Raw genomic sequence first — 25,619 nt, 5'->3', positions numbered from 1 at the left:
GAAACCCCCTCCATTCGAAATAAATTCTAATGAAGAAATAAATCTTCAAATTTTTATATTTTCCTGGAATTATTCTTCATTCTTGACATTACAATACACCATTTAATTTGTCAATATAATTATCAATATTCTGAATTAAATGATCTGATTGTCCTTAGGTCTAAAGATATTCATTTTTTAAAGAGTATGATAACTCTTTTCTAATTCCACAATTGATTTTAAATAACAGTAGCATCCGAAGGCAAATCTTTAATATGGCGTAAATACTGCATTACATTCCTTTCGGTACTGTATGGATAGTCAAAATGTAACGAATTTGCAACATATGTTGCTGTTTCAATGAATAATTCACATAATTTAAATAAAGATCCCCAAATCGCTTCATATTCTCCCGGTGGATAGGTGGACAACAATGTTAACCATGTTTGTTTATCAACAAATTGTTCTAAATACTTTGCATTTTTTCCAATACTGACGCTATAATCTGTTTCGAATCCAACGCGCCACTCTAGCATTTTTATTAGCATGTTACGAACCAAGTTGATATGATCCAACGCATAAAGAATTTCCTTCCTCCATAAACCTTTTGCTACATATGTTGATACCCACCAAAATTCATTACAGCAATTGTCAAAAAGAATGCCGGTTGGTTCGCTCACCCAATAATCTTGATCTGTTGGAGCGGATGTTTCTGGGAGTAGATCATCTTTATCTAGTAATAGGATCGTTAATGAATCTTCCTTTTCATACATATCTTTTTCTTGAATTGGGGCGAGTATCAGATCAAGTCTATTTCCATCTGTAAACAACATTAAATATGAAAACCTCTCCCCAAGTTCAGAAGGGAATAACGCCATTGCTTCTGGTGTCTGCATTATTAATCGATCTCCAAACACATCAACCCATTCTGGGTCTTCAATAAATGATTGCATATGATTTACTAAATAAACAATATCGAAGTCTTGGAATGGGTCTACAGGTGCATTTGGATTTATTCTAGATCCATTCATACCGACAGCCCGTACCCGTTCATCTTCTTTAGCTAAGCGTAAGATCAAATCCAGCATTTCACTTTCTGTCCGCATCCTTTTTCCTCCTTATATCCTGCTTTCTTTTAAATTTGAATAGATAATGATACTTTCGAAATAAAGAGGATGGCCTTTTAAATAAGCCACCCTCTTTATTATAGACTACTCGATCGGATGATTTAATACATCAACCGATATATGTTTGAATTTACGATTATCAAATAACCCTTGGTCTGTCAGCTTCAATTCTGGTATCACTGGTAATGCTAAAAAGCTTAACGTTAAGAAAGGGTTAAAGTCTTTTTTTACACCTATCCATTGTAAGGCAAGGGAGATCTCTTCCAGCTTGGTATTTACTTGTTCATACGAATCCAATGACATTAATCCCGCAACCGGTAATGCAATTGTTGCTATTACTTCTCCAGCATTTACAACTACTAATCCACCTTGTATTGTTTGAATTGTTTTAGCAGCAAGTACCATATCTGGGTCATTCGCTCCCGCAATAATTAAATTATGAGAATCATGAGCAACGGTGGTAGCAATTGCTCCAGCCTGTAAACCTAGTCCTTTTAAGATACCTAACCCAATGTTTCCAGTTGCATCATGTCTCTCAACAACCGCTAATTTCAATAAATCTCTTTCTATGGAGGGAATAAAATGTTGCTCATTATTAGTAGGGACAGACTCAATCAGGTGATTTGTTGCAATGCTATTTGGGATAAGTTCAATGACATTAGCCGATTCTCCCAGCAATGGAATAGATAGATCTGCTTCTTTTATAGGATGAAAGTTTATACTATCCATTAATTCAGAAGGTGGAGATACCGATTCTAGGTCTACTTTAATTTCCCCATTGTTAACCACGCATATCCCATCCTTATAAACGGAAGATATGTGTAAACTTGATAAATCATCAAGAAACAGGAAATTTGCTTTATAACCAGGTGCTATTGCTCCATGCTCATTAAGACCAAAGCATTCAGCAGCATTTAACGTAGCCATTTGAATGGAAGTAATAGGATCTATCCCTTCTTCAATCGTCATTCTTGCCATATGATCGATACTTCCTTCTTTTATAATGTCATCCAAATGTCTATCATCTGTTACAAACAAAAAGCGCCGTGCATTTCTTTCATTTACTACTTGTATTAATTGCCTAAAATCCTTTGCTGCAGTCCCTTCTCTAATCATGACATACATTCCTTTTTGCAAGCGTTCGTTAGCTTCATCAACTGTTGTACCTTCATGATCCGTGCGAATTCCAGCAGTCATATATACATCTAACTGTTTTCCAAAAAGCCCTGCTGCATGACCATCAATTTTCTTCCCTCGATTTTTAGCAGTAACTAATTTATCAATCATATCTTTGTCGGCATTTTCCACCCCAGGGAAATTCATTACTTCAGCTAAGCCAAGTACATGATCATAATCATATAGAGGAAGCAGCTCCTCTGATGTAACGGTTGCACCTGCATGTTCAAACGGTGTTGCTGGCACACAGGATGGCAGCATAAAATAATAATCAAATGGCAAATCAAGTACACTTTTCAGCATATATTCAATGCCTTTAACTCCTGCCACATTCGCTATTTCATGCGGATCACAAATCATTGTAGTTACCCCATGAACGAGTTGAACCTTAGCAAATTCACTGGGAGTTACCATAGAAGACTCAATGTGAACATGTCCATCAATAAACGCTGGTGATATATAACGATGATTTGCATCAATTACTTTTTTTCCTTCGTATTCACCTATACCTACAATATAGCCATCCTTTATTGCTAGATCGCCTTCCATGATCTCTGAGCTAAAAACATTGACGATTTTTCCATTTTTTATCACAATATCAGCAAGCTCCCGCCCAGAAGATACCTGAATTTTATTAATAAATGTTTTATCACTCATTCCTTCAGCCTCCAATCATTTCATTCTTTGCCTTTTTCTCAATTATGTTTACATAAACGTCTACTCACGAATAAATGTATTTATTTTAGCATGTCATTCTTTTCAATCAACAGTAGTGTGATATTTTCTAGCAAATATTTTACTTACTATAACATACAATTTATTTCTTATGTTTACTCATTTGCTTTACGAGCGATTACATGGTATATTCATAAATAAGATTGATTATTCTAACATCAAAAGGAGTGAAGGTGATCCATGTTTTTATCTGTTCTGCTTCAACTTGTTTGTGCTTAAGAATGGGAGAAGTCTGTCCATTTTTAACAAGCCTATGCAAGTTACAAGCAGCGGATTAACACCTGAACTCATAAAATATGGATGGCAGATTTATGTCAACATCTAATTGGTGGAGCAGGGCGTTGCGCTCTGCTCTTTTTATACCTTAAAAAGGTAAAAGGTGTTTGCTCTCCTTGTACTTGTAGGCAAAAGGACGATTTTCGGGTTAAAGGAGAGAATAAAGATGAGTATTTTAGACGTTCACCATGTATCCCATGCTTTTGGTGATAAAGTTGTTTTACGTGATCTTTCATTTCGTTTGTTAAAAGGCGAACATATCGGACTTGTCGGTGCAAATGGTGCTGGAAAATCGACACTTTTTCAAATCCTATCTGGAAAGCTCGTACCAGATGAAGGGGAAATAACCTGGCATCCTAAGGCACGAATTGGAACATTAGATCAACATATTCAATTAAGTCAAGGAAAGACGATACTGGAATTTCTTCAAGGGGCTTTTCATGATTTATTTGATACCGAAAACGAAATGATGATATTAACCGAAAAAATGCGTACATCCACAGAAGATCTTGAACAATTATTACATCACTACAGTCAATTACAAGCAAAACTGGACCGCCATGATTTTTATCGTATCCCAGCAAAAATTGAAGAAGTGGCTGCAGGACTTGGAATTACGCAATTAGGCTTAGATACAGATGTAAGTAAATTAAGTGGTGGGCAAAGGACAAAACTATTACTGGCAAAACTACTATTACAGCAGCCAGATGTATTATTACTTGATGAACCGACGAACTATCTAGATGTTTCACATATTGACTGGTTGACTTTATATCTAACCGACTATCCAAATGCATTCATCTTAATTACACACAATACGACTTTTATGAATCATGTGGTGCAAATTATTTATCATTTGGAACATAAGAAGGTAACTAAATATACCGGTAATTATGAACAATTTTTAGAAGCCTATGATTTACGAAGAAGACAAATACACTTGGAATACCAGAAGCAACAGGAAGAAATTACAAAACTTGAAACGTATATTCGAAAAAATAAAGCTCGAGCTTCTACTGCCAAGCAAGCAAAAAGTCGCGAGAAAAAGTTGCATAAAATCAAGCGAATAGAAAAACCTACAATGAACCCAAAGCCGACCTTCTCTTTTTCCGTTACAAATCAACCAGACAATATTGTCTTCCAAGCGGAAAGCCTGGATATTGGATATGATCAACCGTTATTTAGCAACGTCAACTTACAGTTAAGGCGTGGTGATAAAATTGCCTTAATAGGACATAATGGTATTGGCAAAACAACCACCTTAAAAACATTACTGGGTGAAATCCCGGAACTAAATGGCTGTATAAGCATCGGCGATTGTGTTATACCTGCATTTTTCGAGCAAGAAATGGGGGTTGCTGCCAAACATACAGCATTAGAAGAGGTTTGGGGTAATTATCCAAATTTAACTCAAAAACAAGTAAGACAGACTTTGGCACGATGCGGATTAAAAACAGAGCATATCTTTCAATCGTTAGCTTCGCTTAGCGGAGGGGAGCAAACAAAAGTTCGTTTATGTAAGCTTATGCTTGCTAAAAGCAACATCCTTATTCTAGATGAGCCCACCAACCATTTGGATGTGGAAACAAAAAATGCGCTTAAAAAAGCACTGCAAGACTATACTGGAACATTACTTCTTGTATCACATGAGGCAACATTTTATCAGGACTGGGTCACAAACGTATGGAATATGGAAAAATGGCAGTAACCAATTTCTTTTTTCAAGGCAGCAATCATTGATATCAAGATTGCTGTCTTTTTTATAGCTATTTATCTATGGTATGTGACGATATCTGATAACAAACCTACAAAATTACACACACCTAGTTCTCTTCTTTAAATATTTTAATCGCTTCATATTGGAATCCAAGGTAGCGGTAATTTTGATTAATATACATTTCTCTGGGCGTACCTTCGCCATCTGCCACTAGAATGATTGTTTTATTAGGAAATTGATCCATAACAAATTGCTGTAATCTAGTAGCAATCCCCTTTCTACGATATTCCTCAAGAACGAATAAGCTGTCAATTTCTGCAGTATCCTTGTCGAGAATTACATCTACAGAACCTGCAATATTTCCCTGGAAATAAGACAAAATCTGCATGACATTTTCCGATTGAAATTGTTGTCGATATTCATATGGCTTTGCTTCGGCAAACGCTTTCCCGTATGAGATATCTTGTTGATATTGTAATTGTAAGTATGTATCAAAATTAGCTGCTGTTACTAACTCAATAGCTATATCCATATTTTTCTCGATGCGAGGAAACTGGTCGGGTTGAATCGAGAACAATTCCAAATAACTATACGCGTAATTATTCTGTAAAAAATGATGAATTAATTCTTCTGTTGGCTTCCTATTCTCTGGAAACGTGAATTTGACATGATATTGATGCTGCTGCAAATGAAAATTGTACAAATAAGTAGCTGCTTCTTTAAAAGCAGTTAACGTTGGCATGTTTTGAAATTTCAAATAATTACTATCAAATTTTATTAACATTTCGGGATAATGATAATGTACATATAAATCCGACTGGTATACGATTTCACCTGCTGTATATATGTTCTCAAAGCTCAATCTATTCATATTTTTTCTCCTAACAGCTCTATGTTAAAATGAACGCAATATCTATTATACAGAAAATCTTGTTGTTTGTGCTCATTACACGATAAAATAAAATCCCTCGCTATAAAAGCAAGGGATAAAAAAGCTCCACCTTTATTCCGTACCCGTCGCTCTTACAGCACCGGATTCTTTCTGGACATTAACTTCATAGGTTAATGTCCATCCAGTAAAACCATATAGTAAAGTCAGTAATGGGGATAATAAACAAAAGAATGCAAATGGAAGATACTCCAGTGTAGACACACCTAAAACAGTTGTAATAAATACACCACAAACACTCCAAGGTACCAATGGATTAATAACCGTTCCAGCATCTTCTGCTACACGAGATAGGTTCTTTTTAGCAAGACCGGCCTTTTCATATTGCGATCGATAAGTCTCCCCTGTTAGGAGAATGGATAAATATTGTTCTCCTATTAATACATTCAATCCTACTGCAGTTAGTGCCGAAACCATGATAACTGAAAATACCTTATGTAATAAATGTTCAATTGCAGCCAACAATCTAGGGATGATTCCGAGTGTAAACATCAAGCCACCCATGCTTAATGCAAGCAGTACTAAGCCAATGGTAAATAACATTCCATTAATACCACCTCGTGTTAATAAAGCATCTATCGCTTCAACCCCTGTTTCCGAAACAAACCCACCCATTAAAACCCCGAATAAACGTTCAAGTGAAGGAATATGATGGAATAAAGACAGTAGGATCGCTGTTAGAGAGCCTGCAGCTAACGTTAACATCGCTGGGGCTTTTTTTATTGAAAGTACAAGCAGTACTGCAAGCGGAAAAAATCCATTATACCAATGTACTAATCTAGTATCTAATAGACCATTTTGAAAATCGATCATTTTGCCAAAATTAGCATCTGTAAGCGTTGGAGAAATAATGCCAAAGATGATTAACGTAAGAATGAAGGCGGGAACCGTCGTACCCATCATATTTTTTATATGATCAAATAAGTCCACCTTTAGTGTTGCCGATGCCATATTAGTTGTGTCAGACAATGGTGACATCTTATCTCCAAAAAAAGCCCCAGACACAATAGCTCCTGCAGTTATCGCTAAGGAAACATCGACAGCTTCCGATATACCAATAAAAGCCACACCAACCGTCGCAATAGTAGTTAAGGAACTGCCCACAACAATTCCAATCAGTGAGGTTATAATAAATACGACCGCGAAATAGAAGCTAGGGGTAACTAACTGAAGCCCTCCATAAATAAGCGTTGGGATTGTTCCACCCAACATCCACGAAGCAATTAATACACCAATCAGAAAAAAAATAAAGACAGCGCCCATCCCGGATGTTGCTCCTTCGATAATTCCAGCTTCCAACGCTTTATATGAAATCCCCTTAGTGAGACCATATGTGCACAAGAGTAATAATGAGATCACTAGCGGCACATGAGGAGCAGCTTCAAAAAATATAATACTCGTACTGATAATGCCCACAATAGCTAAAGTAATAATGACAGCTTCCAATAAAGATGGTGTTTGAACAGCTTTAATACGATACATATAACTACCCCTTTTTTTGTTTTATTCACGTTAAAACAAGATCATGTGGGTTCTATCGTTAGTTGAATACATGTCCAAACGTGGCAAAAGAATCTGAGCAATATCTATTTGTTTGCTAAGTCTAACGGTTTATTCTTTGGCTTTATGTGAATAGCTTTATCGGTTAATCCTTCAATTGCTTCTAAGATAGTTTCATTAAAGCTAGGATGAGGATAAAGCGGGAATGACAAATCTTCATCCCTTCCTACTAATTCTAATGCCGTGACCCCTGTACTTATTAGCTCAATTGCACCTGCTCCTATTGTATGGAAACCTAATAGAAGGTCAGAATCAGCATCTTTAATAACCTTTGCTATCCCATCTGTTTGATTCGATATCGTTGCATAACTATTCGCAACGTATCCAAACTGGCTTGTTTTCACATGATATCCTTGCTGTTCTGCTGCTTGTTCGGTTAAACCTACGACTGCAATTGGAGGAATGCTATGAACAACTGTTGGAATCATTGTTAAGTCAACCTCACTTGATAACCCGGCGGCAATTTCAGCCGCTACTTTCCCTTGTTTCATAGCTTTAACAGCTGAAGCGACTCCATCGGTTACGTCACCGATAGCGAATACGGAAGGAATGGTAGTTTTCATTTCTTGATTAATGGCTATAAAACCTGCTTCTGACAGTTGAATTCCGACTTGGTCAATGCCTAAAGAATCAATGTTTGGCTGATGGTTTGTTTCTACATAAAGATGCGTTCCTGCAAGTGTTAATTGATTATCATGCTTGGTAAGTTGTAGAAGAATGCGATCTCCCCTCGGAGTCACTTGTTTCAATTGATATTCACGGTAAACATGTATTTTCTCTTTCTTTAAAATTCGCTTTAATTCTCGATTGATCGCATGATCAAATGGAAAATCGGCTCGATTATTCAAAACAATCGACACCTTTGATCCCATTTTCCGATAGCTAAAAGCTGCTTCTAATGCGATATAATCCGTTCCATAAACCACCAGTTCTTCCGGGACCTCATTTAAATTAAATATGGTCTGTTCTGTCATGATACGAGGGTTGCCCATGAGGGAGTTAGGCAAAATTGGTGATCTGCCGGTTGAAATAATTGCTTGTTTAAACTCAAACAGTTCAAAACGATGCTCCATTTCTACACCAATTCGATGTTCATTAATAAAATTGGCCCTACCATGAATCACTTCAATTTTGTTGGTTTTACATAGGTTTTCTACACCTGCTCGTAATTGTTGCATCGTTTGTTCTTTATAGGAGACCAATTGATGGATTTGGAAAGACAGGTTCTCTGCTGAAATACCAAATGATGAAAGATGCTTTACTTCATCTAAATGCTTAGCGGCATTTGCAAATACTTTAGAAGGAACACATCCTTTATTTAGACATACCCCACCTAGATGCTCTTGCTCGATCATAGTAACTTGTAAACCTAACCTTGCAGCGCGAATTGCTGCATGATAGCCCCCAGGCCCACCGCCAATAATAATTAATTCCCGTTGTTCTGCAAATTCGCCCACAACCATTTACATCAACTCCAATAATAACTTCGCCGGATTTTCAATCAGTTCTTTAAAGCGATTGGTAAAAGCAATGGATTGCGCCCCATCAATTACACGATGATCAAAAGATAAGGAGACATTCATTATCGATCGTATGTTAATTTCATCGTCTTTCATAACGACTGGCATCTTCCTTGTTTTATGAAAAGTCATAATTCCGGTTTGGGGATGATTAATAATGGGTGTTGCACCAGTACCTCCAAGTGGACCTACATTATTAACAGTAAATGTACCTTGGACGCGGGCTTCCGATGCAAGTTGACCACTATTTGCTTTCGCAGCAACGGCTTTCATTTGTTGATCAATGGTACGAATCGATTTTTGATTTACATCCGGAACAACGGGTACCATTAAACCATTTTCTGTATTCGTTGCAATTCCAATATGATAATCCGTTAGTAATTGGATGACCTCAGCTTCTTCATCAAGTCTTGCATTAAAAAGCTTATATTCTTTTAAACAAACAACGATTGCTTTTACAAAAAAGGCAGCAAGGGAAACCGTATCTTTCGATTCCTTCAAGGCATTACTAGCCTCGATTAAATACGTAACATCTACTTCATCATAATGGGTAATATGCGGGATCGTTTGCAACGAATAGCTCATCTTTTGCGCTATTTGTTTACGAATTCCAGTAAATGGAATAACTTCACCTTGCTTATCTACCTGTTTCTTTTCGATTGTTTTTTCAACCTCTATGTCATCTGAAGGTGCAGATTGATTTGCAAAGCGATACACATCTTCATCTATAACGCGTCCAGAAGGGCCAGTTCCCTTTATTTCCTCTATATCAACGTCTAGCTCTCTAGCAATCTTCCTCGTATAAGGCGCAGCTAAAATGCGGTTATATTGATTGAACGAAGCAGCAGGGAATGCTTCTTCTATGAGAGGTTTCGTATCATCAACCATTATTTCTGTTGTTTGTTCCTGATTATTAGAATTAATTTGTTTATCATTAGCTATCTCCATTATTACTGTACCGACTATTACAACGTCCCCTGGTTCATATAGAATAGATGTAATCTTACCAGCGGATGGGGCAGGTATCTCTGCTACCATCTTATCTGTTTGTAGCTCGACCAAAGGCTGATCGATAGATACTTCATCTCCTACCTCGACAAAATAATGTATAATTTCTCCTTCTGTCATACCTTCGCCTATATCGCTAAATTTGATCTGAACCATAATATCACCTCCTAAAATTCATACACCTTTAGAATCGCCTGCTCTATTCTGTCTGTTGTTGGTAAATAATCATTTTCTAAGGCAAAGAGTGGTACGGGAACATCAAATCCTGTCACTTTCTCAATCGGTGCTTTTAAATAAAGGAAGGAGGTCTCATTAATGATCGATATGATTTCACTACCAATTCCTCCAGTTTCATGACCTTCATGAATAATAACCACTCTTCCCGTTTTTTGTACGGAATTAGCAATAATCTCTTTATCCAGTGGGTATAAGCTACGCAAGTCGATGACATCACATGAAATAGCTTGCTGCTTCATGTTTTCAGCTGCTTCCAACGCAATTGGCATCATTGCTCCCCAAGCGAAAATGCTCACATCTCCTCCTTGAGCAACCATTGTTCCTTTGCCAAGTTCAATATGATATTCCTCCACCGGTACCTCGTAGCGCTTACCGCGATACAGCCGCATTGGTTCTAAAAATAGAACTGGATCCGGGTCTTCTACTGCTGCGAGCAATAATCCCTTCGCATCATATGCAGTAGACGGACATACCACCTTTATCCCAGGCATATGGGCGAAAAATGCCTCTACGCTATCCGAGTGTATCTCCGGAGAACGTACCCCAGCACCATATGGAGCCCGGATTACCATCGGCATATGATAATGACCTAACGTACGTGTTCGTGTTCGTGTCACATGTGTTGCAATTTGCTCAAAAGCTGGATAGATAAACCCTAAAAATTGAATTTCTACAATTGGTTTTAGTCCATTTAAGGCCATCCCTACAGCCGTGCCAACAAAACCGGCTTCGCTCAAGGGTGTATCCATTACACGCTGTTCACCAAATTTTGTCTGTAGTCCATCAGTAGCCCGAAACACCCCACCATTTTTGCCAATATCTTCACCTAGTAAGAGTGTTCGCTTATCTTTTTCCAGTACTGTCTTTAGCCCATCATTAATCGCTTGTATCATATTGAATGAATTTGTTTTTACTTTTTCCCCTGTTTTGGCTAATTCCTTTGACATAACCATACTAGCCCCGTCCTCCTCTAGAAATAATCTGTTGTCTCTGTTTCGCAATCGTCCATGTTGGTTTTTCAAAAACATAATCAAACATATCCGAGACTACGGGTTTTTGATAGTTTTCCATTCGACTTATTGCATTGTCCAGTTCTTCTCCTATTTCTTCAGATAGGGAGGACTGCCATGCAGAATCCCAAATATGACGCCCCTTCATATGCTTTTCAATACGAATTAACGGGTCAACCACTTCACTTTTTTGGTTGATTTCATCTTGGTTACGATATTTAGATGGATCGTCAGCAGTTGTATGTGCACCAAATCTCATTGTTACTGCTTCAATTAATGTAGGACCTTCCCCTCTTTTCGCTTTATCTAGCGCTTGCTGTACAGCGATATATACAGCCAATACATCCATTCCATCTACTCGAATACCGGGGATTCCATATGCTTCCGCTTTTTGGGCAATTGTTTCCGAATTCATTTGTTTTTCAACCGGAAGCGAAATAGCATATCCATTATTTTGATTAAAGAAAACAACTGGAGCTTTAAAAACACTAGCTATATTTAATCCTTCATGGAAGTCCCCTTCTGAGGTTGCTCCATCCCCGAAATAAGCGATTGTCGCATTTTTACTTCCTTTATACGTTTCGGCCATTGCTGCACCAGTAGCATGAGGCAAATGAGTAGCAATTGGTATTGAAGCAGGCATGATATGCTTTTTCCTTGATGGAAGACACCCCTCTATCCGACCATTCCAATGTAATAGCATCATGTCTAGATCTGCGCCAAAGGCTAGAGACGCACCATGGTCCCGATATGTAGGAAACATCCAATCCTCTTCTCCCAAAGCAAGTGCACTACCTACTTGGGCTGCCTCCTGACCTGCAAATGGTACGTATGTTCCAATTCTTCCTTGTCGTTGTAAAGCTACCCCCTTCTGGTCGTACGTACGAATACGTAACATATGGTAATATAATGATTTTACTTTGGCTTCATTTAATTCTTTTTCATACGTTTGATCCTGCCATTTCCCGTCTTTACCCATAACTTGAAATAATGGATATTTCTCTTTCATCTATATCCCACCTTTTTCTACTTTTATATTCCCTTCATTATAAGAAGGTAATTGGTTTCCTTTCTAACTGGCTAGATATTGAAACGTTTCCTCCAATGCTTGCTGCTCTGACTTTCTCTTGAATTATGTGCTTAGGTAAGATAGCTTGCCTAACTTCTCCTTCACCTATCCTTCCATTATCATTCTCTACAATCAGTTCAGTTGTTACCATTCGCTTTGTTATCTCTGATACCGCAGCCGTCAATTTAACGTTCGTCCCTAACGCGGATGGTGCTATGTGATTTAAGGCAACTGCTGCACCCATAGCTTCTTCATTTTCTTCTAAGTATGGAAGAATGCACTGTCTAGATACCCATTCCATGTGATAAACCATTGACGCAGTGGAATAAACTGGATGCACAACTTCTCCTCCAAATTGAGCAAACATTTCTCTAGTTACTTCTACCGTAATTGTCTTTGTATCTCCAATACACAGCCCTTCCTTCATTGACTATCACTCTTTCCTAAGCAAATAATGTATGCGCTTTCAATATGATTTAATCTTTATCCGGTTGCTTTCGAAACGTACGTATCTAAATTTTTAGTATATTTTGTATGTTACAATATCTTATAACTATAGTCAACTGCATACAGTTAACTATAATATAAGAATGGCATAATTGTTAAGGAATATAAACAAAGAAACATTTCGAACAACTACAGCTCTTGAATATCCTTAAAAGTCACCTGCTCGCGCTTTAGCTTTACATGAAAAAATCCAGATAACGTTGCCTATCTGGATTGAGCTTTTTCTATATGCATGAGTACACCGTCTAGTCCTTTTTTAATATGTTGTTTCATCAATTCATTTGCTTCTGCTTCATTTCTCTTAAATAGCAGCTCAGCAAGTCGTTCATGTTCACTTACAAAAGAAGGATAAAATTCACCCTTTACCATGCTTATTCGCATATAATGAATTTTTGTACGAATTACTTCTAACAATTCTTTTAATTGTTTATTTTTGGATGCATGAATGATGATATCGTGAAATTCTTGATCCAGCTTCCCTAATTCAATTGTCTTCTGCTGCTCATATGCTTGGTATGTAGCTTGTAAATTATTGGTTAGCTGCTCTTTCTCTACTTCCGTGATATGGTAAATGGCAAGGCTAATAGCTAAAGCTTCCAAGCTCTCTCGGCACTGAAAAATATCCACTACATCTTGAACGGTAGGTGTGTAAACGCGAACATAGCCTTCATTATAAGTAAGTAAACCATCTTGAATAAGCATTCGAATAGCTTCTCTTACTGGTCCTCTGCTGATGCCTAGCTTACTAGCTGCTTTTGCCTCAACAATACGTTCAGAAGGTTTATACTCCCCTTCCAAGATTTCTTCTTTCAGAATATGATAAGCCTGTAAATGTAATGATTCAGGTTTAATAATACGTGTCATAATAACCTCCAATCAGAAAGCTAGTTCTTTATTCTCATTCTTTTCTGAATATATAGGTTATATTATATCAAAATCTCAATGGCTTTGTTTATGAAATTTTAAAAACTGTAATGAAAGGAAAAACTTTATTTAAAGAAAGAGGATCGCTAACTTTGTGGGGCACACTATCGAGAAGAGTCTTTTTCAGCCATAGGCAAAGAGCGAAGAAGCACAGAGCGTGACACTCCCTGCAGCAAAACGGACAGTTCCAGACCCCACCGTGTGTTTTTTCCACGAGGAGGCTTGAGCGTTGTCCGCGGGAAGGGGAAGATCTGTGCTCCTAAAGGCAAATAAAATACGAGTTGCTCTACCAGCTGAGGGACATCAACAAATTATGCCACTCTATTCATTTCTTTCTTCATATGATCATCCGCATATGCCTTACCGTATTTTTTCATTGAATAATTGTACAAGATCACCCCTAAGATGGCCCACACCCCAACAATAACCCATTCATATGGCCATATCAAAGCCGACGGCATACCAGGCATATACAGTATCATAACACCAAAAGACATCACGGCAGCGACCCAACCAAACGTGGTTCCAAAAGGTAGTTTAAACGGTCGAGCCATGGTAGGTGCTTTTTTCCTTAATAAAATATATGATATAGCTACCATTAGCCATGCTACGACTAAGCCTAATCCACCAGCATCCACTAGCCAAACTAAGGCGGGACGTCCTAATAAAGGTGCAGCAGTGGAGAGAATAGCAATTAATAAAATTGCTTTATGTGGGGTTTTATATTTTGGATGTATGTCGCCAAGTGATTTCGGCAGCATCCCAGCTTTGGCAAGGGCATAGATTGCTCGGCTGCCTCCAACATAAAAACCGATCCAACTTGTCAATATACCACCAATCCCACCTAGCACAAGGAAATTCCCCATTAGTTGGCTGCCGCCGAACGCCTTTGCCATTGCATCTGCCGTGACTAAACTAGACGCATTAAGTTCTGCAGGACTTAATATCCGAGAAACTCCAAAGATAATTGCAATATACCAAATCACTGCCAGAATAACAGAAAATATTAATAACTGCCCAATCTTCTTTTGTGGTAGATTAATCTCCTCAGCTGCTTGTGGAATAACATCAAAACCTACAAACATAAATGGTGTCATGATAACAACCGTCAATATACCAGCAAGCCCTGTTTCTAGCAAGGGCTGCATGTTCTCCATTTTTCCTCCGAATGTACTCCCGGTAATTAACATAAGGCCAGCTACTAAAATGATTAATGTTAATATAAATGAAATAACTGTAGTCAGCTTAATCCCCCGGTAGTTAATCCAAGCAACTAGGATGGAACCAATAATACCTACACCTGCCCAGGTGAGCGTAACATCCCAGCCCGCAATGGTATATAAATAACCTTGACTATAATTAGGTATAACATATTCAAATACAGTTGGAAGAGCAACAGCTTCAAAGGCTACAACAGATACATAACCAAGGATAATTGACCATGTAGCAATAAAAGAAGCCACTCTCCCCATCGCCTTATATGTATACACATGTTCTCCACCAGCCAAGGGAAGCGCTGAAGCTAACTCCGAATAGGTTAATCCTACAAAAACGACAAGTAGGCCGCCAATAACAAATGCCAAAATAGCTCCTATTGATCCAGCTTCTGTAATCCATAATCCAGATGTAACCACCCATCCCCAGCCGATCATAGCTCCAAATGCTAGTGCTAGCACATCTTTATTACCTAGAATTTTTAATAACTTATCAGATTCATTCATAAAAACCCTCCAGATCATGTGTTTTTATATTAACAAACTATTCCGAAATATCATGATAAAAATTCTTTCTTTTACGATGTTACTTATGATATACATCAAATAAATTGGGTTCTGATCCAACCAACGTAAAGAAAACAGCGTTCAATCCTTCAGGTGCAAGTGAGCAAGTGAAGCAATCTTTTCAGCCAATGTTATTGCTGGTTCATGACACAATGTGGAGAAGGGAGCTAAAGGCCAATTATTCCATTTGCAGTACTGCCGTTTCTGCCAATTCTTCTATTATAAGACCAATATTTAGATTCCAAAGGGAAGAAACAGCGTCCCATAGATGCCGCTGCCTTCTTGCAAAATCACTTTTGTCCCATTAGCTTGCTGCTCATGAATGGATGATATTGGTTGAAAAAATGCTTCTTATCTAATTCGAATAAATTGCTCCCAGTAATACCTCCTTTTTATACAAAAAACCAGTCATATAGACAGAAATCACCTAAGGTAGATCTATCAATATAACTGGTTTTGATCTAACGGAGCGCTTTACTTATCAGTAAAGTCAATTAGATTCAGCAGTTAATTTTTATATAACTTGAGTTTACCGAAAATTCAATAAACACGCAAGCCTTCCTGGTGTACTTCTTGCTTTCTCGCCCACTTTACTAATAGATAAGCGAAAGGGGTATCAATAATAGCAATAATTAATTTAAATACATATTGTGTAATAACCATACCAATCAATACATTAAAAGGTACAACTCCCCAAAATGCAATCACAATAAAAATGGAAGTATCTATGAGTTGGCTGGTCATCGTTGAAATATTATTTCGCAACCAAAGTTTTTTCTCCCCATGATTCGCTTTCAACCTATGAAATATAGTAACATCTAGATGTTGACTGGCAAGGTAGGATAGAAGACTTGCAATCATTACTCGAAAGCTACCCCCAAGGATCTGTTCAAATTCTTCCTGCAGGCCAAATGCTGGAGCAGCAGGTAAGTGAACCACAATGAAAATAAATAACATCCCAATCAATTGTGTTATAAACCCTGCTTGAACCGTTTTTCTAGCGGTTTCCTTCCCATAAACCTCCCCAATAACATCTGTTAGCAAATAGGTAATGACATAAACTACTGCAGCACCTGGCAAAATAAATTCGCCAATTTGAAATAGCTTCACTGCTAATATATTTGATAAAAGTAAAAGCCCCACAAACAAAGCATTTAAGTAAACAAACATCGTATTTCATCCTCTTCTGAAGTAGAGGAACATAGCTAACCCTCATAAACTTAACGATTATCTATTTTCTCTGGATACATATCATGATTCAGCAGACGATGCTCTGCCATTTGTTCGAACTTGGTACCAGGTTTTCCATAATTACAATATGGATCAATGGAAATACCCCCGCGTGGTGTGAATTTTCCCCAAACTTCGATATAACGTGGCTCCATAAGATGAATAAGATCATTCATAATTATATTCATACTGTCCTCATGAAAATCGCCATGGTTACGAAAACTAAAAAGATAGAGCTTTAGCGATTTACTTTCCACCATTTTCTGATCAGGAATATAACTAATATAGACTGTCCCAAAATCAGGTTGTCCTGTTTTCGGACACAATGTTGTGAATTCAGGACAGTTGAATTTTACAATATAATTACGATTTGGATGTTTATTGTCAAATACCTCCAATACTTCGGGGGTATAATCAAAAGCGTAGTTCGTCCCCTGACTTCCCAATAACGTTACGCCATGCAACTCATCATTACTTCTTCCAGACACAAGTAAAACCTCCTCTTCCATGTTTACTGCCCCCTTCGAGCTCACACAGCTCAAGCTCCTCCTAAAGCAAACTTTTTCATCGAATGTAACCCAACGTATGAAGGAAAACTTAAGGGGGGGATCCTGAATTAGACAGTTGTCACATATGTTTATTCTTTCATATAAGAAAGCCATGGCCCAAGGCACATGGCTTTTTATCGCATCAGTTGTCCTTAGTTTTTTATAGAGGGTTATAGCTAAGAACCTCTCCAATTTTATATGGATCCGAATATCCATTTTCTCGCCTAATTATATATATCGAGTAAAAGGATGTCAATCACATCTTTACTAAACTCATTGCTGCACAGCATTTTTAGGGTAATATAATTTTTTAGCAAGTAATGTTTGAAATACTAGAAATATCCCGCTGACCGTCCAATATAACGGCAAAGCTGCTGGGGTATTAAATGAAATGAACCCAATCATCACAGGTGAAAGAAGTCCCATAATGGCCATTTGTTTCTTTTGTTTTTCATCCATACCAATCATTGAAACACGTGACTGAATAAAATATATCGCAGCTGCAATAAATGGCAAAATGAGATCAACTTCGCCTAGATTAAACCATAAGAATGAGTGGGTCGCGATTTCCGGTGAGTTTCTAATTGCATAATAAAAAGCGATAATCACCGGAAATTGAATAAGCATTGGCAAACATCCCATAGAGGTTAACGGGTTGAATTGATGCTCTTGATAAAGCTGCATCATTTCTTGTTGCATATTGGTTTTGGACTCTTGATCTGTTTTCCCTTTATATTTTTCTGTAATAGCGTCCATATCAGGCTTCATTTCATTCATTTTCTCTTTCATCTTAGCGCCGCTTTTTGTTTGTTTTAATGATAAAGGCATTAAGAGCAAACGAATAAGCACCGTTATTAAAATAATGGATAGACCATAATCCCCTCCAAATAACACAGCTACATATTTCATGAGCCCGGAGAATGGATTGTCAAAATGAAATAATCCACTATCTGCTTGGCACCCCGTTAAAAAAAAGATTAGAATGATACCGACAATGGCATATTTTTTAAGAAAAGTGAGTATAAATTGACCTTGCATTGTTTTCCTCCTCGTTGTAATAAATCTTTAAAAAACGAGAAGGACTGCTGGTCTGTATCATCGTCTGGTGAAGCGATACGCTTCGTCTTTTTAACTAACCATTGCAAGATTTCTGCACATTCTCCTAGCAGTTCCTGCATTGGCAATAATCTTACCCGCTGATTATGATATTCCCTCGTTAATACATTGTTATTTTCCATTATACTTCTAGCATCGATAGCTAGAAATTGATATGTCGTGACAATCGTCAATAATAGACTTAAATACAGTGATAGCGGAGATACATCATTAAAAAGTTCATTTAACAACTCAATCGTCATTTATACTCACCTCCTTTTCTTGCTTAAATCTTTCTTAATTATAACACAGCTTAAACCTATTCCTAAGCCTAATACCTGATTACCATGATTCAACATGACCTGAAAAATTTTCCTGGATTTTTTTAATTAGTTAAAAGACAAGATAAAATCTAACATATTTACAAATGATTCGAATTCAACTATTCTAATAGATGGACATATAAAAACTGCATATCTATTTTTATTGCACTAGGGGAGCTATTTTAAGATGGCTGAGAGGAAAATGATCTGACCCTTAGAACCCGATCTAGATAATACTAGCGTGGGGAAGTGCAGTCGTTCAATAAAATGGAAAAGGCATTGCCTTATCATATTATTTATGAAGACTGCATTCCCAAGAATGCAGTTTTTTTGTGTATGTATCGATAAGGAGGAGATTACGTTGAACAACCAACCGATCACATGTAGCACAAGTAGGATTGCAGGCTGTACATTTGCTATTTATCCAATGACGGATCAATTCGTAGATGTTATTACAGCTTCATTAAAGGAAGTTGATACATCGAAGGTTTGGATGAAAACGACAGATGTAGAAACCTGTGTCCGAGGGAGAATATCTCATGTTTTTGATGTAACGAAGGCGCTCTTTCTACATGCGGCAAACACTGGTCGTCATGTAGTTTTCAGTGGCACCTATTCCATCGGCTGTCCTGGAGATTCTGATGGAGATGTTTATTTATCAGAGGATGATGAGCGGTTAAATACCAAATTACTAAAACGAATGAGCCAGGAAGTAGCTGGAAAGTTTTCATTGTATCCGCTAGGAGGCGGAAATTATATGAATATGATTTATAACCAAATCGAAGAAATGAAATTACATGGTATTGATGTTTCTTCTATTCACTATGCAACACGACTAGATGGCGATGGTGAAAAGGTTTTTGATGGCCTTGAACGCGTATTTACCAACATGGAAAATTTAAAATCTTCACATACTGTTATGACAACCACGATTTCTGCCAACAGCCCTTCAAAGAAGGAGAAAATAAATGAATAACTGGAAGTTGAAAGAAATCATTGTGATGTCCGTACTTGCCGTCGTGTTCGGAATTGTTTATTTAGCATTTTTACCAGTTGGAAAACTCCTCGTATCCTTGCTAGGACCAATTGGTTACGATTTTATATTTGGAATCTGGTTTATCGTATCTATCATTGCTGCCTATATCATTCGCAAACCAGGAGCAGCGTTTTTATCAGAGACGATTGCTGCTACCGTCGAAATGTTGCTAGGAAACGCGATGGGCCCGATTATTATTATTACAGGAATGATTCAAGGGTTAGGAGCAGAGGCTGCCTTTGCTGCCACTCGATACAAGCGTTATTCCTTATGGGTCCTTATGCTGGCTGGTATTGGCGCCGCTATCTTTAGTTTTGTATGGGGTTACTTTAGATCCGGTTTTACCGCTCTTTCCACCCCTTATATTGTAAGTATGCTGGTCATCAGAATGATTAGTGGTGCCATTATTGCTGGCTTAATTGGGAAAACCATCAGCGATTCCCTTGCCAAAACGGGCGTACTTTCCAGTTTTGCTTTAGGAAAACAAATAAGAAAGGAACGTTCCGTATCATGATTAATGTTTCCGAACTTTCTCTTTGGTTTGATGGAAATGATGAAAAAGCAATTATCCAAACGCTAAGTTTCCAATTAAATAAAGGGGAAGCAATGCTATTACTAGGCCCAAGTGGAAGTGGCAAGAGTACACTGACACGTTGTTTAAATGGGATATACCCTCGAGAATTGGAAGGTATGCTCAAAGGCGATATCCATATATACGATCACTCCATTCGAGAGGCTCATCCTGGTACAATAAGTAAACAAGTAGGAGTCGTATTTCAGGACCCCGAAACGCAGTTCTGTATGTTAACGGTGGAAGATGAGATTGCTTTTGGACTAGAAAATATTCGCACACCTTCCAACGAAATAGAAGCAAAGATCGATGAGGCATTAGAATTGGTTCAATTAAGCTCGTATAAGCATGCTTCAATAAATACACTTTCTGGTGGACAAAAGCAAAAGTTAGCACTCGCTTGCGTACTTGCACTACAACCAAATTATCTTGTTCTCGATGAACCAACTGCTAATTTAGATCCAAAATCAACAAAGGAATTTATTCAAACAATAAGACATGTATGCAAAGAACAGCAGATCGGGCTTATCGTTATTGAACATCAACTGGAAGGCTGGATTACTTTTATCAACCGTGCATTTATCTTGTCCAAAACAGGCAAAGGTATCTATGATGGTCCTCTCGTTAAACTTATTGAAACAAATAGAGAAATGCTTCAGCAGCAAGGGATTAGGCTACCTAAAATAACTGATCTTGTACTTACAGCTACCAGACAAAACAAGGCAAGTTATAAGAAGATACCATTGTCAAACGAGGATGTGTTATCATCGGTCACTATGGATGCCAGCTTCTTAGAAAGAAACCGTGTAGAGATAGCAAAGCCACAGAAAAAGAACGTTATTCTCTCTGCATCGGATGTGAATCTTTATAAAAACCAGCAGCGAATTCTAAACCAATTAACTGTCCGTCTATACGATCAATCCTTTGTAGCAATCGTCGGACCGAATGGAAGCGGAAAAACAAGCATGACGCGTTTATTAAGTGGAATAGACCAACCTTCCAATGGTGATATTCGCTTATATCAACGTCCCCTTAATGAATGGCAGGAGAAAGATGTACGAAAACAAATTGGATACGTTTTTCAAAATCCTGAACATCAATTTATCACAGATACGGTTTATAACGAGATTGCCTTTAGTTTACGACTAGGCGGTGAGCATCGAGAAAGCGTGATTCAGGAACAAGTTCAGAACACGCTATCACATTGTGAATTACAGGGTTCGGGGCATCTGCATCCCTATTCATTAAGTCAAGGACAAAAACGAAGACTGAGTGTAGCAACAATGATTGTGGATGATCAACAGGTCCTTTTCTTAGATGAACCGACATTTGGACAAGATGCTGCCTCCACTGCGAAAATAATGGATCTGTTGGAGCAAAGACATAGACAAGGCACTACGATTATCATGGTTACACATGATATGGATCTGGTTGATAAGTACGCTGATCGTGTGCTTGTTTTAGAAAAAGGGGAAATTGTAGCTGATCAATCGCCTGATCAATTATGGAAACAAGAAAAGTCAGTAATTAAACGATGGCATTTAGATTATCCCAATCGAATTCAATTGAAACAACAAATGGAGGAGGATCGCCATGTGTTCGTTTCTAAATCAACTTAACCCCAGTTTGAAAGCAATTACAGTTGTTCTCTTAGTTTGTTTACTGACGTTTGTATTCGACCCTTTTACACCATTAATTTACTGCATGTTCACCGTAATGGTTACCATTATATGTGGAAAAGTAGCATGGAAATGGTACACGCTTTATTTCTCGGTTATTTTTTTATTATCCTTTGGCATGCTTTGGACAACCATTGCGTTTGCAGATCAACCAACGAATCCGGGTGTCACGATGCACATTCTATTTTGGGATTTACCAAAAGAAGATGTAACAGTAGCAGCCGCATTAACATTACGAATGCTCGCCTTTGCTTCTTTATCATTTATGTTTATTTTTACAACAAACATGGTTGATTTTATTTTGAGTGTCATGCAGCAGTTCAAGCTTCCACCTAAACTTGCTTATGGCGTATTAGCAGGGTACCGTTTTCTACCATTAATAAAAGAAGAATTAATTCAAATCCGATCAGCGCATCGTATTAGAGGAATCCATCGTGCTAATGGCATCAAAGGTTCCATTCAACAATATAAACGATTTGCTATCCCCTTGCTGGCCGGGGCTATACGAAAAGCGGAACGTACCGCAATAGCGATGGAGTCAAAAGGATTTAACGGGGATCGAGATCGTACGTTTTATCGTCAATTTACATTGAAATGGAAGGATTGGGGTTTTTTAGGCATGATGCTAATCGTATTTCTAATTACCGTACTCTTTTCCATGAAGTTAGGATATTTCAGTTGGTACAAGGGACAGTTCTAGGGGAGAAAAGGATATTCGTTTTAAATTCTTCTGCATTTGGCCGCTCAATAAGCGATTGTTTGGCTTCATTGTAGGGAGAAATCACCTTAGAAAAAATTAATGTATAAACATGAATGAAATTGATTATTATTATCAATAATAATCATATTAAAAGGGATAACCTACCAAGGTTATCCCCCCAAACAAATTTTAAGATTCTGGAACAAAGGTTTTACAGTCGGTTTCTTTACTGGTGGACGCCTGCTTACCTTTATGACTGACTACATAAATGGCATCTGCATTACATTTATTCCCATTGCTCCAATACACACAGTTATTCACTTCACAAAGTACATCTTTAGCCAACGTATCACACCTCCTTAATGTATTAGGATTAACAATTAGGAGGTGATTGATACTTTAGTCTCTGTATATTCTTTCGATGCAACATACTGCGGCTTACATCCTTTTCATTCAAAGTATAAGTGATGATGCAGCTTACATCCTTCGTTAAACATAGATCCACAACAAGTACATTTATCCATTTGTAGATATTGGCGAATCGTAAATTCCGTTTTACATACACCACAGAGGATTACCTTGTTATCAAATTCCTCTTTTTTCCAAACACTTATTTTATGACCTTCTGCTTGGTGGCATTGGTAACAGGGATAATACTTTCCACAACATTTGAACTTGATTGCAATGATATCCTTTGTTGAATGATAATGTACACATCTCGTTTCTTGATCAACTACTTGTCCATAAATAGGTATCACCTGTTCATCACCTCTACTATTCGTCGTATTTTACTTGTACGCCAAATAATTCAATAAATGAAACAGCCTGTTCAGCTGATATGATTGCTCCCCTTAACTCTTCTCCAGTTAGATGAATGGTACGAAACTGGCAATTACTTAGATCAATCGAAGCTAATGAGGAACCTGTGAATGTAACATCTTGAATGACAGAATAGCCAAACTGAACATTGTCAAATTGAACTTCCATAAAATTAGCGCCCTTTAACAAGCATTGGCGAAAAGCCATATCTCGTAATAGCGTTTGATTAAATAAACAATAGGGGGCTTCGCATTCGATGAACTGCACATCTTGGAAGTTTGCTTGATCAAAATCCGCACCTGCTAATTTACAATTATGAAATGCAACACGATTAAAATATGCATCTTGAAAATCAACGTTTGATAGGTCACATCCATCAAAAATCACATCCGTCCATCTAGAAAAGGAGAGTTGTGATTGAGATAACGTTACTTTCTTCAAGTAGACTTCTTCAAAACGAACATGCTCCCCCACTAATGGCCCCTTTATCTTTTCAATCCGCGACAGCTCAATTAGATCATGATAAGAAAGATGCGTTAGCTCGATTTCCTCCAAATTCTCAGGTAGTTCCGGCTCGTGAATGGCTCTTTGTTTTCTTTTCATACATTCCCTCCTCTCCATTCTACTTATTACTTAAATTGTACATGAAATTCTTCTGTCACGGAATGTTCATACAAAAGTCCTTAATGATTTTTATAAAAACTGAAACTTATACATTTTTCATTCGTATTAGTATAATGAAGTTAAGAATAGATAAGTTGAGGTGAATAGATGAGCATACTGGGAAAATTATTTGGTAAGAAAAAAGAATCAAGCAACGCGATTGAAGAGCGAAATATGTTTAATCTTGAAATGGATGATATTGTAACTTTTGATCTAGAAGATTACAAAGTGGTAGGTAAAATCAATTATAATGATCATGGTTTTAAATGGCACGCATATCAGCTGCAAGGTACGCATAAAACATTATGGTTGAGTGTTGAGATGGATGATGAACTGAACCTTGGAATGTATGAGAAAATCAAATTACCTCTTCAAGAACCTATCCCCAAACAATTAGAATACAATGGTACAACATATTATTTAGACGAATCTGGTACTGCTAATGTATCAGGTGTTGGGCGAAGCGAAAATCTGTCTGGAACCACGTGTAACTACTTTGATTACATGGATGATGAAGAAGAAAAATTCCTATCAGTTGAAAAATGGGGATCCGAACTAGAAGTTAGTACTGGTTATACCATTGAAGAATTTGAATTAAAAATTATCGCGAGTAAATAATTTCCTAAGCTAAACATTCACAAATTTCATCATTAAGTTACTTACATTTTAAATAAAATTATTGGAGGAATGAACAAGATGTTTAAATTTTTTAAACGAATGAAAACCGTGGTCGAATCCGAATTGAATTCTGCCCTTGATAAAGCAGAGGATCCTGTAAAAATGCTCGATCAATTCATGCGTGATATGGAAGAAGATATCCGTGAAGCCGAATCCGCTGTAGCAAAGCAAATTGCCAATGAAAAAATGATGCTCCGTAAATACGAAGATGCTAAAAAAATGGTTGAAAAACGGGATGAGCAGGCGATTAAAGCGATTGAAGCTGGAAATGATGATTTAGCAAAACGTGCGTTAGAGGATAAAAAAGCACATCAACAATCTGCTGATTCTCTAAAAGAATCGTATGATCGCGCGAAGCAAGACTCTACTTCTCTACGTACGAAATTGGATGAGATGAAAGCTGAATATCAAGAAATGAAGCTGAAAAAAGACTCCTTAAAAGCAAGAGCAGAATCTGCCAAAACGAGAACCAAAATGAATCGCACATTATCTGGTATTGGCAGTGATGAATCCAAACAAGGTTTCGAGCGTATGGAAGAAAAGGTACTAAAATTTGAAGCTGAGGCAGAAACAAGCGAAGATTTACGTCAGTCAAACCGTAGCTTAGACGACGAATTTGAAGCATTAGAAAAAAATGATGTAAATGATGAGCTTGCAGCATTAAAGAAAAAACTAGGGAAAGAATAACTGGTTTTAACATCA

General features: G+C 37.5%; 25 protein-coding genes and 2 riboswitches. Of the genes, 7 read left to right on the top strand and 18 right to left on the bottom strand.

Going from position 1 to position 25,619, the window contains the following annotated elements; translation table 11 throughout:
- Positions 1 to 218: 218 nt before the first annotated feature.
- Positions 219 to 1,085: an aminoglycoside 6-adenylyltransferase gene (locus M948_RS31755; protein ID WP_021290498.1), complete on the bottom strand. Its 867-nt coding sequence runs from the start codon at positions 1,083 to 1,085 to the stop codon at positions 219 to 221.
- Between the two features lie 105 nt (positions 1,086 to 1,190).
- Complete coding sequence (ade, locus tag M948_RS31750) at positions 1,191 to 2,939, bottom strand: adenine deaminase (protein WP_021290497.1); 1,749 nt, start codon at positions 2,937 to 2,939, stop codon at positions 1,191 to 1,193.
- A gap of 520 nt (positions 2,940 to 3,459) precedes the next feature.
- Between ade and M948_RS31745 the strand changes: the two genes are divergently transcribed.
- The gene (locus M948_RS31745) at positions 3,460 to 5,001 is read left to right on the top strand and encodes an ABC-F family ATP-binding cassette domain-containing protein (RefSeq protein ID WP_021290496.1); all 1,542 of its coding nucleotides are present in this window, start codon (positions 3,460 to 3,462) and stop codon (positions 4,999 to 5,001) included.
- A 115-nt stretch (positions 5,002 to 5,116) separates the two neighbouring features.
- Here M948_RS31745 and M948_RS31740 read toward each other — a convergent pair whose 3' ends face one another.
- From M948_RS31740 to M948_RS43190, 13 genes are all read right to left on the bottom strand, one after another.
- Complete coding sequence (locus M948_RS31740; RefSeq protein ID WP_021290495.1) at positions 5,117 to 5,881, bottom strand: GNAT family N-acetyltransferase; 765 nt, start codon at positions 5,879 to 5,881, stop codon at positions 5,117 to 5,119.
- Positions 5,882 to 6,013: 132 nt separating this feature from the next.
- On the bottom strand, positions 6,014 to 7,441 hold the full coding sequence (nhaC, locus tag M948_RS31735; protein ID WP_021290494.1) for a Na+/H+ antiporter NhaC: 1,428 nt from the start codon (positions 7,439 to 7,441) through the stop codon (positions 6,014 to 6,016).
- Between the two features lie 104 nt (positions 7,442 to 7,545).
- Positions 7,546 to 8,982: a dihydrolipoyl dehydrogenase gene (lpdA, locus tag M948_RS31730; protein WP_021290493.1), complete on the bottom strand. Its 1,437-nt coding sequence runs from the start codon at positions 8,980 to 8,982 to the stop codon at positions 7,546 to 7,548.
- On the bottom strand, positions 8,983 to 10,203 hold the full coding sequence (locus M948_RS31725) for a dihydrolipoamide acetyltransferase family protein (RefSeq protein ID WP_021290492.1): 1,221 nt from the start codon (positions 10,201 to 10,203) through the stop codon (positions 8,983 to 8,985).
- Between the two features lie 11 nt (positions 10,204 to 10,214).
- The gene (locus M948_RS31720) at positions 10,215 to 11,237 is read right to left on the bottom strand and encodes an alpha-ketoacid dehydrogenase subunit beta (RefSeq protein ID WP_021290491.1); all 1,023 of its coding nucleotides are present in this window, start codon (positions 11,235 to 11,237) and stop codon (positions 10,215 to 10,217) included.
- A 1-nt stretch (position 11,238) separates the two neighbouring features.
- Complete coding sequence (gene pdhA / locus M948_RS31715) at positions 11,239 to 12,303, bottom strand: pyruvate dehydrogenase (acetyl-transferring) E1 component subunit alpha (protein ID WP_021290490.1); 1,065 nt, start codon at positions 12,301 to 12,303, stop codon at positions 11,239 to 11,241.
- A gap of 37 nt (positions 12,304 to 12,340) precedes the next feature.
- Entirely contained in the window at positions 12,341 to 12,790 is a 450-nt protein-coding gene (locus M948_RS31710; RefSeq protein ID WP_021290489.1) for a thioesterase family protein, read from the bottom strand.
- Positions 12,791 to 13,074: 284 nt separating this feature from the next.
- The gene (locus M948_RS31705; RefSeq protein ID WP_021290488.1) at positions 13,075 to 13,734 is read right to left on the bottom strand and encodes a GntR family transcriptional regulator; all 660 of its coding nucleotides are present in this window, start codon (positions 13,732 to 13,734) and stop codon (positions 13,075 to 13,077) included.
- Positions 13,735 to 14,105: 371 nt separating this feature from the next.
- Entirely contained in the window at positions 14,106 to 15,515 is a 1,410-nt protein-coding gene (locus tag M948_RS31700) for an APC family permease (RefSeq protein WP_021290487.1), read from the bottom strand.
- A gap of 600 nt (positions 15,516 to 16,115) precedes the next feature.
- Positions 16,116 to 16,745, bottom strand: coding sequence for a queuosine precursor transporter (locus M948_RS31695; protein ID WP_021290486.1), 630 nt, complete (start codon positions 16,743 to 16,745; stop codon positions 16,116 to 16,118).
- A 50-nt stretch (positions 16,746 to 16,795) separates the two neighbouring features.
- Complete coding sequence (gene queF, locus M948_RS31690; RefSeq protein WP_021290485.1) at positions 16,796 to 17,314, bottom strand: preQ(1) synthase; 519 nt, start codon at positions 17,312 to 17,314, stop codon at positions 16,796 to 16,798.
- 185 nt (positions 17,315 to 17,499) lie between these two features.
- Positions 17,500 to 17,546: riboswitch (PreQ1 riboswitch) on the bottom strand.
- Between the two features lie 80 nt (positions 17,547 to 17,626).
- Complete coding sequence (gene yidC, locus M948_RS31685) at positions 17,627 to 18,391, bottom strand: membrane protein insertase YidC (protein ID WP_021290484.1); 765 nt, start codon at positions 18,389 to 18,391, stop codon at positions 17,627 to 17,629.
- Positions 18,331 to 18,711 carry a hypothetical protein gene (locus M948_RS43190; RefSeq protein WP_038245866.1) on the bottom strand — a complete coding sequence of 127 codons (381 nt, stop codon included), beginning with the start codon at positions 18,709 to 18,711 and terminating at the stop codon, positions 18,331 to 18,333. Before M948_RS43190 ends, yidC begins: the two co-directional genes overlap by 61 nt.
- 220 nt (positions 18,712 to 18,931) lie before the next feature.
- A riboswitch (TPP riboswitch) is annotated at positions 18,932 to 19,036 on the top strand.
- Between the two features lie 96 nt (positions 19,037 to 19,132).
- Here M948_RS43190 and M948_RS31680 point away from each other — a divergent pair.
- The 4 genes from M948_RS31680 to M948_RS31665 are packed head-to-tail and all read left to right on the top strand — an operon-like array spanning position 19,133 to position 22,757.
- Entirely contained in the window at positions 19,133 to 19,747 is a 615-nt protein-coding gene (locus tag M948_RS31680; RefSeq protein ID WP_021290483.1) for a YkoF family thiamine/hydroxymethylpyrimidine-binding protein, read from the top strand.
- Positions 19,740 to 20,321, top strand: coding sequence for an ECF transporter S component (locus M948_RS31675; RefSeq protein WP_021290482.1), 582 nt, complete (start codon positions 19,740 to 19,742; stop codon positions 20,319 to 20,321). The genes M948_RS31680 and M948_RS31675 overlap by 8 nt, the downstream gene beginning before the upstream one ends.
- On the top strand, positions 20,318 to 21,997 hold the full coding sequence (locus M948_RS31670) for an ABC transporter ATP-binding protein (protein ID WP_021290481.1): 1,680 nt from the start codon (positions 20,318 to 20,320) through the stop codon (positions 21,995 to 21,997). Before M948_RS31675 ends, M948_RS31670 begins: the two co-directional genes overlap by 4 nt.
- Entirely contained in the window at positions 21,972 to 22,757 is a 786-nt protein-coding gene (locus M948_RS31665) for an energy-coupling factor transporter transmembrane component T family protein (RefSeq protein WP_021290480.1), read from the top strand. Before M948_RS31670 ends, M948_RS31665 begins: the two co-directional genes overlap by 26 nt.
- Positions 22,758 to 22,946: 189 nt before the next feature.
- Here the strand turns inward: M948_RS31665 and M948_RS42815 are convergent, their stop codons facing one another.
- From M948_RS42815 to M948_RS0121800, 3 genes are all read right to left on the bottom strand, one after another.
- On the bottom strand, positions 22,947 to 23,102 hold the full coding sequence (locus tag M948_RS42815) for a DUF1540 domain-containing protein (RefSeq protein ID WP_021290479.1): 156 nt from the start codon (positions 23,100 to 23,102) through the stop codon (positions 22,947 to 22,949).
- Between the two features lie 104 nt (positions 23,103 to 23,206).
- The gene (locus M948_RS31660) at positions 23,207 to 23,515 is read right to left on the bottom strand and encodes a CHY zinc finger protein (protein ID WP_021290478.1); all 309 of its coding nucleotides are present in this window, start codon (positions 23,513 to 23,515) and stop codon (positions 23,207 to 23,209) included.
- A 16-nt stretch (positions 23,516 to 23,531) separates the two neighbouring features.
- A complete protein-coding gene (locus M948_RS0121800) occupies positions 23,532 to 24,179 on the bottom strand; it encodes a pentapeptide repeat-containing protein (RefSeq protein WP_021290477.1) in 648 nt (215 codons plus the stop codon).
- A 168-nt stretch (positions 24,180 to 24,347) separates the two neighbouring features.
- Between M948_RS0121800 and M948_RS31655 the strand changes: the two genes are divergently transcribed.
- On the top strand, positions 24,348 to 24,857 hold the full coding sequence (locus tag M948_RS31655) for a DUF4178 domain-containing protein (RefSeq protein WP_021290476.1): 510 nt from the start codon (positions 24,348 to 24,350) through the stop codon (positions 24,855 to 24,857).
- Positions 24,858 to 24,935: 78 nt separating this feature from the next.
- A complete protein-coding gene (locus M948_RS31650; RefSeq protein ID WP_021290475.1) occupies positions 24,936 to 25,604 on the top strand; it encodes a PspA/IM30 family protein in 669 nt (222 codons plus the stop codon).
- The last annotated feature ends 15 nt before the right edge of the window (positions 25,605 to 25,619 follow it).

Source organism: Virgibacillus sp. CM-4 (assembly GCF_000445495.1).
Lineage (GTDB): Bacteria > Bacillota > Bacilli > Bacillales > Amphibacillaceae > Virgibacillus > Virgibacillus salexigens.
The sequence above is the reverse complement of the archived record's forward strand: the minus strand, read 5'-3'. Positions and strand labels throughout refer to the sequence as shown.

Coding starts and splice junctions, on each gene's coding strand:
- M948_RS31650 (WP_021290475.1), top strand. CDS start 24,936: ATGTTTAAATTTTTTAAACGAATGAAAACCGTGGTCGAATCCGAATTG.
- M948_RS0121800 (WP_021290477.1), bottom strand. CDS start 24,179: ATGAAAAGAAAACAAAGAGCCATTCACGAGCCGGAACTACCTGAGAAT.
- M948_RS31755 (WP_021290498.1), bottom strand. CDS start 1,085: ATGCGGACAGAAAGTGAAATGCTGGATTTGATCTTACGCTTAGCTAAA.
- M948_RS31710 (WP_021290489.1), bottom strand. CDS start 12,790: ATGAAGGAAGGGCTGTGTATTGGAGATACAAAGACAATTACGGTAGAA.
- M948_RS31740 (WP_021290495.1), bottom strand. CDS start 5,881: ATGAATAGATTGAGCTTTGAGAACATATATACAGCAGGTGAAATCGTA.
- nhaC (WP_021290494.1), bottom strand. CDS start 7,441: ATGTATCGTATTAAAGCTGTTCAAACACCATCTTTATTGGAAGCTGTC.
- M948_RS31700 (WP_021290487.1), bottom strand. CDS start 15,515: ATGAATGAATCTGATAAGTTATTAAAAATTCTAGGTAATAAAGATGTG.
- M948_RS31670 (WP_021290481.1), top strand. CDS start 20,318: ATGATTAATGTTTCCGAACTTTCTCTTTGGTTTGATGGAAATGATGAA.
- M948_RS31655 (WP_021290476.1), top strand. CDS start 24,348: ATGAGCATACTGGGAAAATTATTTGGTAAGAAAAAAGAATCAAGCAAC.
- ade (WP_021290497.1), bottom strand. CDS start 2,939: ATGAGTGATAAAACATTTATTAATAAAATTCAGGTATCTTCTGGGCGG.
- M948_RS31695 (WP_021290486.1), bottom strand. CDS start 16,745: ATGTTTGTTTACTTAAATGCTTTGTTTGTGGGGCTTTTACTTTTATCA.
- M948_RS31675 (WP_021290482.1), top strand. CDS start 19,740: ATGAATAACTGGAAGTTGAAAGAAATCATTGTGATGTCCGTACTTGCC.
- lpdA (WP_021290493.1), bottom strand. CDS start 8,982: ATGGTTGTGGGCGAATTTGCAGAACAACGGGAATTAATTATTATTGGC.
- queF (WP_021290485.1), bottom strand. CDS start 17,314: ATGGAAGAGGAGGTTTTACTTGTGTCTGGAAGAAGTAATGATGAGTTG.
- M948_RS31720 (WP_021290491.1), bottom strand. CDS start 11,237: ATGGTTATGTCAAAGGAATTAGCCAAAACAGGGGAAAAAGTAAAAACA.
- yidC (WP_021290484.1), bottom strand. CDS start 18,391: ATGCAAGGTCAATTTATACTCACTTTTCTTAAAAAATATGCCATTGTC.
- M948_RS31705 (WP_021290488.1), bottom strand. CDS start 13,734: ATGACACGTATTATTAAACCTGAATCATTACATTTACAGGCTTATCAT.
- pdhA (WP_021290490.1), bottom strand. CDS start 12,303: ATGAAAGAGAAATATCCATTATTTCAAGTTATGGGTAAAGACGGGAAA.
- M948_RS31665 (WP_021290480.1), top strand. CDS start 21,972: ATGTGTTCGTTTCTAAATCAACTTAACCCCAGTTTGAAAGCAATTACA.
- M948_RS31725 (WP_021290492.1), bottom strand. CDS start 10,203: ATGGTTCAGATCAAATTTAGCGATATAGGCGAAGGTATGACAGAAGGA.
- M948_RS31745 (WP_021290496.1), top strand. CDS start 3,460: ATGAGTATTTTAGACGTTCACCATGTATCCCATGCTTTTGGTGATAAA.
- M948_RS43190 (WP_038245866.1), bottom strand. CDS start 18,711: ATGACGATTGAGTTGTTAAATGAACTTTTTAATGATGTATCTCCGCTA.